Annotated in this window: 8 protein-coding genes; 4 read left to right on the top strand and 4 right to left on the bottom strand. The window is 68.9% G+C overall.

Annotation, left to right across the window (positions count from 1 at the left end):
- Nucleotides 1–2: 2 nt before the first annotated feature.
- Nucleotides 3–938, bottom strand: coding sequence for a LysR substrate-binding domain-containing protein (locus QEP15_RS09605; RefSeq protein ID WP_056316296.1), 936 nt, complete (start codon nucleotides 936–938; stop codon nucleotides 3–5).
- 94 nt (nucleotides 939–1032) lie between these two features.
- Between QEP15_RS09605 and QEP15_RS09600 the strand changes: the two genes are divergently transcribed.
- Together QEP15_RS09600 and QEP15_RS09595 are read left to right on the top strand one after the other, a co-directional pair.
- On the top strand, nucleotides 1033–4644 hold the full coding sequence (locus QEP15_RS09600; protein WP_280148717.1) for an ABC transporter ATP-binding protein/permease: 3612 nt from the start codon (nucleotides 1033–1035) through the stop codon (nucleotides 4642–4644).
- A gap of 357 nt (nucleotides 4645–5001) precedes the next feature.
- Nucleotides 5002–6888 (top strand): ABC transporter ATP-binding protein, encoded by a 1887-nt coding sequence (locus tag QEP15_RS09595; RefSeq protein WP_280148716.1) that lies wholly within the window; start codon nucleotides 5002–5004, stop codon nucleotides 6886–6888.
- Between the two features lie 16 nt (nucleotides 6889–6904).
- Here the strand turns inward: QEP15_RS09595 and QEP15_RS09590 are convergent, their stop codons facing one another.
- Nucleotides 6905–7579, bottom strand: a complete 675-nt coding sequence (locus tag QEP15_RS09590) for a DJ-1/PfpI family protein (protein ID WP_217617882.1) — start codon at nucleotides 7577–7579, stop codon at nucleotides 6905–6907.
- A 108-nt stretch (nucleotides 7580–7687) separates the two neighbouring features.
- On the opposite strand from QEP15_RS09590, the gene QEP15_RS09585 reads away from it, so the two are divergent.
- Nucleotides 7688–8590, top strand: a complete 903-nt coding sequence (locus QEP15_RS09585; RefSeq protein ID WP_280148898.1) for a GlxA family transcriptional regulator — start codon at nucleotides 7688–7690, stop codon at nucleotides 8588–8590.
- A 706-nt stretch (nucleotides 8591–9296) separates the two neighbouring features.
- Here the strand turns inward: QEP15_RS09585 and QEP15_RS09580 are convergent.
- Together QEP15_RS09580 and QEP15_RS09575 are read right to left on the bottom strand one after the other, a co-directional pair.
- On the bottom strand, nucleotides 9297–10019 hold the full coding sequence (locus tag QEP15_RS09580) for an SDR family oxidoreductase (RefSeq protein WP_280148715.1): 723 nt from the start codon (nucleotides 10017–10019) through the stop codon (nucleotides 9297–9299).
- Nucleotides 10016–11008, bottom strand: coding sequence for a Bug family tripartite tricarboxylate transporter substrate binding protein (locus tag QEP15_RS09575; RefSeq protein ID WP_253857043.1), 993 nt, complete (start codon nucleotides 11006–11008; stop codon nucleotides 10016–10018). Before QEP15_RS09575 ends, QEP15_RS09580 begins: the two co-directional genes overlap by 4 nt.
- 103 nt (nucleotides 11009–11111) lie before the next feature.
- Between QEP15_RS09575 and QEP15_RS09570 the strand changes: the two genes are divergently transcribed.
- Nucleotides 11112–12152, top strand: coding sequence for a cyclase family protein (locus QEP15_RS09570; protein ID WP_152384058.1), 1041 nt, complete (start codon nucleotides 11112–11114; stop codon nucleotides 12150–12152).

Genomic DNA, 12152 nt, shown 5'->3' with positions numbered 1-12152 from the left:
TGCTACGCGCGGCGGCCTTCCTCGGCCAGGAACTCCACCAGCGCCGGCAACGAAGGATCCATCGGCCGGTTGGCATGGATGCGCATCACATAGCCCCACGAACCCGCCATGCGCAGGTGGGGCGCCAACGGCACCAGCCGGCCACTCGCCAGGTCTTCGTCGATGAGCGGCGCGCGGCCCAGCGCGATGCCGACGCCCGCCGCCGCGGCGGCCACCACGGTGCTCAGGCCGCTCAGCACCATCGGGTCCTGCCAGTCGTCCGGGGCCAGACCCAGCCGGGGACGCCACGTTCGCCAGTCGGTCTCGGGACTGTCGATGTGCTTTTCCTCCAGCCAGCGATGGCGCAGAAACACGCCCGGATCGTTGCGCTCGGCCTCGGGCACCAGCGCCGGGCTGCACACCGGCACCACGGTTTCGGTCATGAGCGGGATGTCGCCCGGCGCGGCAATGTGCGGTCCCATCGCCCGCACGTGCAGGAAGGCAAGATCGATGTCCTGGGTTTTCCAGGCCGGATCCTGGCTGGCGTGCAGATACACCTGAATGTCGATGTCCGGATGCAGTTCGATGAACCGCCCGATGCGCGGCGCGAGCCATAGCGCGGCCAGCGAGGGGTTGGCGGACACGTTCAACGTATAGCGCCGCTTGCCGCGGGCGCTGGCCCGGACATTGCGGCAGGCTGTCTCCAATAGGGTCAAGGCCTGTTGTACGGACGCCAGCAGCGCCGCGCCCGCTTCCGTGGTCTCGGCGCGCCGCACGGTGCCGCCCCGTCGCAGCAGCGGCGCCCCCAGATCGGCCTCAAGCGCCCGCAACTGATGGCTGACGGCGCTTTTCGTGACGTTCAGCTCTGCGGCAGCGCGGCTCAGGCTGCCCAGCCGGGCCACGGCTTCGAAGGCGCGCAAGGCGGCCAGCGGCGGAGTGCGGGTGGAGGCGTCGGACATCGGTTGAGTTTATCTCAACCCTTGATTGAAAATTCATCGCTTTCGCATGCAGGCCGGATCGGGGACCATGCAGCCTCTGGATGGAGTAATGGCTATGTATTTCGATTCGAGGCTGTGGCGCCTGACCGAGGGTCTGCGCGCCGGCATGGCGGGCGGCATCTTTCTGGGCCTGCTGGCCCTGGCAGCCGGGATTGCACGCTACGTGTTCCTGGGCCAGTTACTTGCTCGCGTGTTCGACGGTGCGCCGTGGCAGGACTGGGCGGCGCCCGCGCTGTGCGTGGCGGCGATGGTGCTGCTGCGCGCGTTCCTGGACGACTGGCGCACCGTGCAGGCCAACCGCACGTCGGCCGCCATCCAGCACACGCTGCGCGCGCGCCTCTACGACCGCATGGTCGCGCTGGGGCCGGCATGGTTTGCCAACCAGCGCACCGGCGGCATCATGCTCACCGTGGTGGACGGCGTCGAACAGTTGCAGACGTTCTTCGGACAGTACCTGCCGCAGGTCGCCATCGCAGCGGCCGCGCCGTTCGCGATCTTTGCCGTCATCGCATTCTGGGACGTGCCGACTGCCCTGGTGTTCCTGGCCGCGGCGCTGTTCGCGCTGTTCGGGCCGATGGCGGTGCACATGCTGGACCGGCGCGCCAGCCTGGCGCGCAGCCGGTCGCTGAACGAATTTGGCGAAGAATTCCTGGACGCCGTGCAGGGCCTGCCCACGCTCAAGTCGTATGGCCAGGGCAAGGCCTGGGGCGAACGGCTGGCCGCCCGCGCACGCAGCCTGTCGGACAACACCTTCTGGGTCCTGTCCGTCAGCCTGCTGACGCGCGGCATCAGCGACCTGGGCGTGGCGCTGGGCGCCGCGCTGGCGCTGACGCTGGGCGCATGGCGCGTCGCCGCCGGCGACATGAGCGTCGAGGCGCTGCTGATCGTGCTGATGGCGGGCACCGAGATCTTCCGGCCGCTGCGTGACCTGCGCGCGGTGCTGCACCGGGGCATGCTGGGCCAGTCGGCCGCCGCCAGCATCCACGCGCTGATGGACGCGCAGCCGCTGACGCCCGCCCCGGACACCGCCGGGCGAGCGGGCACCGTGCGAGCGGGTGCCGCCCGCCTGGCGCCCACCATCGAGTTCGACGACGTGGCGTTTTCGTATACGCCCGAACGCGCCGCCCATCAGGGCCTGGCGTTTCGGATCGCGGCGGGCGAGCGCGTTGGCGTGGTCGGCCCCAGCGGCGCGGGCAAGTCCACCATCGTGCGGCTGCTGCTGCGCGAATGCGTGCCGCAAGGCGGCGTGGTGCGGGTCGGCGGACACGACATCAACACGCTGGACACGCAGTTCCTGCTGTCGCACTTTGCGCTGGTCAGCCAGGACATCACGCTGTTTCACGGCACCATCGACGACAACCTGCGGCTGGGCCGCCCAGACGCCACGCGTGACGAGGTGCGCGCGGCCGCGCGCGCCGCCAACATCGACGACTTCATCATGGCGCTGCCCGACGGCTACGCCACGCGCATTGGCGAACGCGGCCTGCAGTTGTCGGGCGGCCAGCGCCAGCGCGTGGCGATCGCCCGCGCCCTGCTGCGCGATGCGCCCATCCTGATCCTGGACGAGGCGCTGTCGTCGGTGGATACCGAGAACGAGGCGCTGATCCAGCAGGCGCTTGACCGTCTGATGGCCGGCCGCACAACGCTCATCCTGGCCCACCGCCTGGCCAGCGTGATCGGCGCCGACCGCATCCTGGTCCTGGACCAGGGGCGCGTGGCGGCATCGGGACCCCATGCCGCGCTGATGCGCCAAGGCGGGCTGTACCACCGGCTGATGCACGAACAGGCCGCCGCGCATCGGAATCCCGCCGCGGGCACGACGCCCGCCGCGCGGCCCGACACGGCGCGGGCGGCTGTCCCAGACGACGGCAACGGCCAGGGCCCCGCCCTGCGCTCGCTGGACGCCGACGCCGAACAGGTCGGCTGGCGCGCCACGCTGGGCACGCTGTTGTCGGTGGTGCGGCCGTGGCGCGGCACGCTGATTGCGACCATCCTGCTGGGCGTGGCGCGCGTTGCCGCCTTCATCGGCGTGGGCGTGTTCAGCGCCCTGATCGTGGCCGCTATCCGCGATGGCCGCGAGACCGGCGCGCTGGTCGCTGGCCTCTTGATCGCCGCGCCGCTGGCCGCCCTTTTCCACTGGCTGGAGTCGTGGCTGGCGCACGCAATGGCCTATCAGCTGCTTGCCGACATGCGCGTCAAGCTCTACGACAAACTCGAACGCCTGGCGCCCGCCTATCTGCTGCAGCGCCGCTCCGGCGACCTGGTGGCGCTGGCCACCCAGGACGTGGAAATGGTGGAGTATTTCTACGCGCACACCATCGCGCCGGCCATCGTGTCGGTGCTGGTGCCGCTGTCCGTGCTGGGCTTTCTGGGGTTCTACAGCTGGCCGGTTGCGCTGGCGCTGCTGCCCTTCCTGGCCTACGCGCTGCTGTCGCCGGTGCGCGGCCGCCCGCGCGTGGACGCCCTGGGCGACAAGGCGCGCCAGGCGTTGGGCGAAATGAGCGCCCACACCACCGACACCATCCAGGGCCTGGCGGACCTGACCGCCTTCCAGGCCACCGGCCGGCGCCGCGACCAGTTCCTGAAGGTCGCCGACCACTACCGCGCGCGGCGCCTTGCCATTCTGCGCGACCTGTCGCGCCAGACCGCCTGGTTCGAAACCGCGATGGGTCTGGGCGGCCTTGCCGTGGCGGTCGTGGGCGCGTTGCAGGTGCAGGCGGGCGCGCTGTCCGCCGGCATGCTTCCCCTGCTGGTGCTGATTGCGCTGGCCACGTTCCTGCCGGTGTCGGAGATCTCGCAGGTCAGCCGGCAACTGGCCGACACCATCGCCGCCACGCGCCGCCTGCACGTGGTCGCCAACGAACCCGAACCGGTCGTGGACGGCCCCCTGCCCGCGCCGGTGGCGGCCCACGGCCTGTCGCTCGCCTTCGATCACGTCAGTTTTGCCTATCCCGGCAAGCGCCAGGACACCCTGCACGACCTCAGCTTCACCGTGCCGGCCGGCGCCACCGTGGCGATCGTGGGCGCCTCGGGCGCCGGCAAGAGCACGGTGGCCAGTCTGCTGTTGCGCTTCTGGGACCCGCGCGAAGGCGCGGTCAAGCTGGACGGCGTGGACGTGCGCCAGCTCAGGCTCGACGGCCTGCGCGAGCGCGTGGCGCTGGTGACGCAGGACACCTACCTGTTCAACGACACGCTCGAAGGCAATATCCGGCTGGCCCGCCCCGAGGCCAGCCGCGAAGACCTGATGCGCGCGCTGGAACAGGCGGCGCTGGGCGACTTCGTCAAACGCTTGCCCGAGGGCCTGGCCACGCGCGTGGGCGAACGCGGCATGCAGTTGTCGGGCGGCCAGCGCCAACGCATCTCGATCGCGCGCGCCTTCCTGAAGAACGCGCCGGTGCTGATTCTGGACGAGGCCACCTCGCACCTGGACACGCTGTCGGAAATGCAGGTGCGCGGCGCGCTGGACGTGCTGATGCGCCACCGCACCACGCTCGTGATTGCGCATCGCCTGTCCACCATCCGCGACGCCGATCTGATCCTGGTGCTGGACCGCGGCACGCTGGCCGAGTCCGGCACGCATGATCAGCTGCTGCGCAAGCAAGGCGTGTATGCGCGGCTGGCAAGCCATCAGGGCGGCTACGCGGCCGCGGCGTCGCAGGCCGGCTAGCGCCGCGTTGAAAAAAACCGACAGCCCATTTCGTCCCCCCGCACGGCCCGTTGATTCGCCTACATCACTTCGATAGAATCAGCAATTCGGGCCGTTGCCCATTCCTTTTTTCCCCCTCACCCACCGACAGGGAGGCTGCATGATGTACCCCATGCCGAACGCCGTCCCGCGCGTGTCCCCGCGACGCCATTAAGTCGTCGCCCGCGCGGCCCCGTCGCCAGTTCCTTATCTGGCGACCGGTCCGCCGTGCCTATCTGAACCCTTGAACGCAGTGGCCAGCGCCCAACAGGCGCCCGGCGTGTTTTTCCCTCTTTCCTTACAAGGAACCTGGCGCGTTCGTCCCGCCAGACCATGGCAATGGCTAGAAAAAAAATCGACTTTCGAGGACAGGCCTTCAAGGATGTCCTGGGCTTTACCTTCCGTTATTGGGGCCGGCAACCCTTGCGCATCGTGGTCATCGTGGCGCTGGCCCTGCTGTCCGCCGTGGCCGACGTGCTGACGCCGATGTACGCCGGCCGTCTGGTCGACGCAGTGGCGTCGGGCGCGGCCGGCGACCAGCTTGCCTGGAATGCCGCCATCACGGCCTTCTGGCTGCTGGTGGCGCTGGGCGTGGGCGGCACGCTGCTGCGCCAGGCCGTCTTCCAGAACATCATCACCTTCACGCTGCAGATGATGAACGGCATCGCCTCCAACGCGTTCTACCGCGTGCAGCGGTTTTCCACCGACTGGCATGCCAACAGCTTCGCCGGCTCGACGGTGCGCAAGATCACGCGCGGCATGTGGGCGGTGGACCTCTTGAACGACACGCTGCTGGTGGCGCTGCTGCCGTCGGTCGTCATGCTGGTGGGCGCCACCGCCCTCTTGGGCGCGCACTGGCCGCTGATGGGGCTGGTGGTGGGCCTGGGCTCGGTGTTGTACATCGCCGTCACCGCCACGCTGTCGCTGGCCTATGTGGCGCCCGCGGCGCGCCTGGGCAACGCCTGGGACACGCGCATGGGCGGCGCGCTGGCCGACGCCGTCAGCTGCAACGCCGTGGTCAAGGCCTTTGGCGCGGAGACGCGTGAGGAAGCGCGCCTTGACCGGGTCATCGACAAGTGGCGCCGGCGCACGCGCCGCACCTGGATCCGCGCCACGTTCAACGGCGGCATCCAGGGCGCGATGCTGGTGGCCATGCAGGCGTCCATCCTGGGCGCGTCGCTGCTGCTGTGGTCGCGCAACCAGGCCAGCGTGGGCGACATCACGTTCACGCTGACCATGTTCTTCGTCCTGCAGGGCTATCTGCGCGACGTCGGCATGCACATCCGCAACCTGCAGCGGTCCGTCAACGACATGGAGGAGCTGGTGTCGCTGGAAAAGCAGCCGCTTGGCGTGGAAGACCGGCCGGGCGCGGGCGCCATCGCCGTGACGGCGGGCGAGATCCGCTTCGAGGACGTGACGTTCCGCTACGGGTCGCACCACACCGCGCTGTACGACCGGTTCTCGGTGCGGATCGCGCCGGGCGAACGCGTGGGCCTGGTCGGTCACTCGGGTTCCGGCAAGACCACGTTCATCAAGCTGATCCAGCGCCTGTATGACGTGAACGGCGGGCGCATCACTATCGACGGACAGGACATCGCCCAGGTAAAGCAGGCGTCGCTGCGCAGCCAGATCGCGATCGTGCAGCAGGAGCCCGTGCTGTTTCACCGGACGCTGGCGGAGAACATCGCGTACGCGCGGCCCGGCGCGTCGCAGGCCGACATCGAGCAGGCGGCCCGGCTGGCCAGCGCGCATGACTTCATCATGGCGCTGCCCAAGGGCTACGACACGCTGGTGGGCGAACGCGGCGTCAAGCTGTCCGGCGGCGAACGCCAGCGCGTGGCCATTGCGCGCGCATTCCTGGCCGACGCGCCCATCCTGATCCTGGACGAAGCCACGTCCAGCCTGGACAGCGAAAGCGAGGTGCTGATCCAGCGCGCGATGGACCGCCTGATGGAAGGCCGCACGACGCTGGTCGTGGCGCACCGCCTGTCGACGGTCCGCGCGCTGGACCGCCTCTTGGTCATGGACCATGGCCGCGTGATCGAGGAAGGCAGCCATGACGCGCTGATCCGCCTGAAGGGCGGCCTGTACCGGCGGCTTTTCGAGCGCCAGGCGCTGGAGCTGACGAAGGGGCTGGACCCGGCCGAACTCCTGGAAGACGGCGCCGTCCCGCCGCCCGCGCAGGCGGACGACGTGGACGCCGCCTCGTTCGCCTTCGGGAAGTGATGCAGGCGCGGCACGGTCAGGGCATGGCCGCCGCCGCCCGGTCCACCGCCGCGCGGCGCCGCTCGAAACGCGCCTGCGACATCGCCAGATAGCGTTCCACGATCGCCGGGTCCGACGTCTTCGGCGTGCCGCCCGGAAACGGCGGTTTCGGGTCGTACTCGATCTGCAACTGGATCAGCTTGGCGACGTCCTCGCCGCAAAGCGCCGCCACCACCTTCAACCCCATGTCGATCCCCGACGTCACGCCGCCCGCGGTGAACACGTTGCCATCCACGCACAGGCGCTCGTCGCTCGGCGTGGCGCCGAAGCGCGCCAGGAGCTCCCGCGCCCGCCAATGGCTGGACGCCCGTTTGCCCCGCAACAGGCCGGCCGCGCCCAGCAGCAAAGAACCCGTGCAGATGCCGAACAGGTACTTCGCGGCCTGGCCCTGCTGGCGGGTGAACGCCACCCAATCCGGGTCGACGATGGCGTCATCCGTGCCCGGCCCGCCCGGCACGACCAGCAAGTCGCAAGGCTGCGCCGACGCGATCGTCTGCGTGGGCACGAAGCACAATCCCCGGTCGCAACGCACCGGTTCCATCGTTTTTGCGACAAAATCCACCGTAAATCCCGGCGCGTTCGCCAGCACTTCGTAAGGCCCGGTCATATCAAGCTGGGTCAGCCCTTCGAACAAGACGATATTCACCTTCATGACGATGCTCCCATGGAAACGCCAGAACCCAGCATAGGCGAACGCGCCACGCACGGCGCGCCAGAATGCGCGCCAAATGCGCCAATCGCGCCAACCGCGCCACAACGCGTGATGTTCGTGCTGTACGACGGTTTCCAGCCGCTGGACCTGGCCGGACCGTGGCAGGCCTTCAGCTCGGCCAACGAAGAGGCGGGCCGCCAGCTGTACGCCCTGCACACCATCGCGGCGGCGCCAATCGTCGCCACGTGGGAACAGGGGCTGCGCATGCAGGTCGACGGCACCTTCGAGGCCGACGGCGATGCGCCCATCGACATGCTGCTGGTGCCCGGGGGCCCCGGCGTCGACCGGGCCGCGGCGCACGGCGAAACACGCGCCTGGCTGCGGCGGCGCGACGCCGGCACGCGCCGCACCAGCAGCGTCTGCACCGGCGCGTTCGTACTGGCGGCGGCCGGACTGCTGGACGGCCGCGCGGTCACCACACACTGGCGCTCGGCCGACCGGCTGCGCCAGCTTTACCCCGGCCTGCGCGTCGACGACGACCGCATCTTCATCGAAAGCGGCAAATACTGGACGTCAGCGGGGGTCACGGCCGGCATCGACCTCGCGCTGGCGCTCATCGAGCGCGACTTCGGCGCCGCGCTGTCCCAACAGGTCGCGCGCCGCCTCGTCGTCTTCATGCGCCGCAACGGCGACCAGCGCCAATACAGCCAGACGCTGCGGCTGCAGGACCGCGTGGCCGCCCCGTTTCGCGAACTGGTCGAAAAAATGGAAGCGCGGCTATCGGCCCGCTGGTCGGTGGACGACATGGCAGACGCCTGCCAGATGTCGCGCCGCACCTTCCAACGCAAGTTCGCCGCGCACTTCGGCGTCGCGCCCACCGAAGTCCTGCGACGCCTGCGCGAGGAGCGCGCAGGCGCCCTTGAGAGCGCCGGCAAGATGACCAGGAAGGCCGTCGAGCAACACGTGGGCCCGGTGCCCAAGCGCCCCGGCAATAACGGCAAGGCCGCGTGAGATCGTCGAAGGCCGCCCGACGTTGCGGTCATCGTGGTCGGGGCAGCACCTCTGCGCGGCCGCCGATCGTCCGCCGCTGCCGGTGTCTGACACCCTTGGTAGATGAACTTGATATGAAGCCAATCTCACCAGGGTGTCAGACACCTAGGACAATTGCTGCCACCCGGGTGCCGGCGATCAGCATCGTCTGCCGCTGCCGGTGTCTGACACCCTCGGTAGATGAACTTGGTATGAAGCCAATCTCACCAGGGTGTCAGACACCAGACGCAGAAGCAGCCACACGCGAAGCGCCATCGCGACGACGCAAGACACCGCGTAAGCCCACGAAGGCCGCCCGCGCGGCCGCCCGGGGGCGGGCCCCGCAAGACCTTTCTCTAACACCCAACCGTGTGCAAGAACCTAAAGAACCCAGCTCCCCCCGCCACCCGTAAAGATTCAACCATAGAGCCCGGTGTGGCGTGGGCCTGGGGTGGGCGGGGCGTTTAGATGCGCCCGGCGGAAACCGAAGGGAGCCGAAGGCGTACGAGGTTGAGCCCGGGGTAGTCCGGAGCGAAGGCTCCGGACCGCAATCGGAGCCCCGCCCGCCCCAGGCCCACGCCGCGCCGGGCGTCTCAAGAACCCCGCCCGACCACCAGCACCAGCACCGGCACCGGCACCAGCACCAGCAACGGCAACGGCAACACCAACGCCAAGCCCAATCCCCCCGTCACCCCACCAACCCCACCGACATCCCCCCACAAACAAAAAGCACCTGCCCCGTAACAAACCCGGCACGCCGATCCAGGAACATCGACACGGTATGCGCCACCTCATTCGGCTGGCCGACCCGCCCCACGGGAATCGCCGCCTCCAGCGCCAGCGTCTTCGGCGCACCTGGCGGATTGGATTGATTGAACAGCTCGGTCGCGACCGGCCCCGGCGCCACGGTGTTCACCGTGATCCCATCGCCCGCCAGCTCCAGCGCCCAGGTCCGTGTCATGCCCGCCAGCCCGGCCTTCGACGCCCCGTACACCGACCGCCCGCCCTTGCCCAGCGCGGCCCGGCTGCCGATGTTCACCACGCGCCCATACTTCGCCTGCCGCATCCCTGGCAGCAGCGCCTGCATCAGCAGGATCGGCGCGGTCAGGTTCAGCGCCATCGTGCGCGCCAGTTCCTCTTGCGTGATGTCCTCGATGTTGGCGACCTGGATCATGCCCGCGTTGTTGACCAGATTCAGCACCGGCTGCTGCGCCGCAAGCTCCCGGGCGGCGGCAATGGTTGCGGCCGCGTCGCACAGGTCCACTGACCGGAACGTTTCCCCCGGCAGGAGCGTCTCGGGCGACGTACGGCTGAAATTGACGACCTGAAAGCCGTCTTCGATCAGGCGCGCCACGATGGCGCGGCCGATTCCCCGGCTGGCGCCGGTGACGAGAGCGATGGGTGGGTTCATTGCGCCTTGATTCCCTGGTCTTTGATGAGTCCGCCCCACTTCTTGCGTTCGGCGGCTTCGAACGCGGCAAGGTCCGCCCCGAACAGCGTCCCCGGCTTGGCGCCCATGGTGGCGAAGTTGGCCGCGATGGCCGGCGTCTGCAACCCGCTGCGCGCGGCGGCGATCAGTTGGTCGACGACCGGCTGGGGCGTATTGCGCGGCGCGTACAGCGCGAACCACGCCGTCACGTCAAAACCAGGCAACCCGGACTCGGCAACCGTGGGCAAGTCCGGCACCGACGGATCCCGCGCGGCCGAGGTCACGGCCACCCCGCGCACCAGATTGCCGTCCTTGATCTGCGCCAGCGCCCCCGGCAGGTTGTCAAATAGCAGGTCCACCTGCCCGCCCGCCACCGCCGGCAGCGACGCCGACGTGCCCTTGAACGGCACATGCAGCATCGTGACCCCGGCCATGGCCTCGAAGTACGCGCCCGTCAGGTGCACGGAGGAGCCAATGCCCGGCGATGCGTACGTCAGCTTCTTGTCCGGCGACTGCTTGGCGGCCCGGATCACGTCCGCCACCGTTTTGTACGGCGACTTGGCGCTCACCGCGATGACGTTCGGCGTGGTCGACACCAGCGCGATCGGCACCAGGTCGCGTTCGGGGTCGAACGGCATGTTGCTGTAGAGAAACTGATTGATCGTCTGCGTGCCGATCGTGCCCAGCCCCAGCGTGTAGCCGTCCGGCTTGGCTCGGGCCACGTATGCCATGCCGATATTGCCGCCCGCCCCCGGCTTGTTTTCGACCAGCACCGTCTGCTTCAGGCCGGGCTGCAACGCGTTGGCGATGGCACGGCCAAAGAGGTCTGCGCCGCCTCCGGGCGGATACGGCACGACGACGGTCACGGGATGCTCGGGATAGCCCGCAGCGTGGGCTGCGGGTAGCGCCAGAACGGCCAGCGCGGCAAGGGCAATGCGCCATCCGGCGCGCGGCTGCGGCAAATGCGTCATGGTCTCGTCTCCTATCGAACCCGCTGATTGCGGATTTCTTTTTAAAGTACGTAAATACGTACTATATTCATAAGAACATAGAAAACCGACAGGAGACAAGCAGATGAAACGCTGGACGCAACGCCCCGAAGGTTCCACCTGGGGCGACTTCGGCCCCGACGACGAACTGGGCCGCCTGAACCTCCTGACCGAGGAAAAGGTGCTGCAGGCGGTGCGCGAAGTGCAAGCCGGCAAGGTCTTCTGCCTGTCGCTACCGCTGGATCTGCCCGGCGGCAACGTGCTCAATCCCCGCCGCCACGCGCCCACGCTCAAGCCCACCTTCCGCGAGGGCACGCCTTATTTGAACTTCGCCATGTCGCAGGTGCAGCCCGAGGCGGTCGACGTGCTGTCGGACGATCAGGTCACCCTGTCCATGCAGTACTCCACGCAATGGGACGGACTGTGCCACGTGGGCGCGATGTTCGACATCCAGGGAGACGGCCAGGCGCGACGCGTCTACTACAACGGCTACGCAGCCGGCGTGGACGTGTTTGGCGGCGCGGATCCCGACAACGCGCAAGCCCCCTGCTGCCCGCCGGGCGGCTCCTTTGCGCGCAAGCTCAGCGTCAGCCGCTACGCCGAAAAAGGCATGCAGGGCCGCGGCGTGCTGGTCGATCTGGCGCGCGCGTTTGGCCCCGGCCGCACTCTCGTCGGCCATGACGAGCTCCAGGCCGCCATGCGCGAGCAGGACGCCGTGCCCGAGGCCGGCGACATGCTGGTGCTGCGGACCGGATTCGCGGAAGCCATCGTGGCCATGAACGGCCAGCCCGATCCGCACAAGCTTGAGGAAACCGGCGCGGTGCTGGACGGGTCCGACCCCGCTCTGCTCGACTGGATCACGCAGTCCGGCATTGCGGCGATCTGCGCCGACAACTATGCGGTGGAGGCCTATCCCGCGCGCACCGCCGGCCCGGGCCACTCCATTCTGCCGCTGCACCATCATTGCCTGTTCAAGCTGGGGGTGCCGCTGGCCGAGCTGTGGTACCTGAAGGACCTGGCCGACTGGCTCCATACGCACGGCCGCAGCCGGTTCCTGCTGACCGCCCCGCCCTTGCGCATGCCCGGCGCGGTGGGTTCGCCCGTGACGCCCATTGCCACGGTATAA

It is taken from the genome of Achromobacter mucicolens (genome assembly GCF_029866465.1).
In the GTDB taxonomy this organism is placed as follows: Bacteria; Pseudomonadota; Gammaproteobacteria; order Burkholderiales; family Burkholderiaceae_B; genus Achromobacter; species Achromobacter mucicolens.
This window is presented reverse-complemented; position numbering and strand designations above follow the sequence as displayed.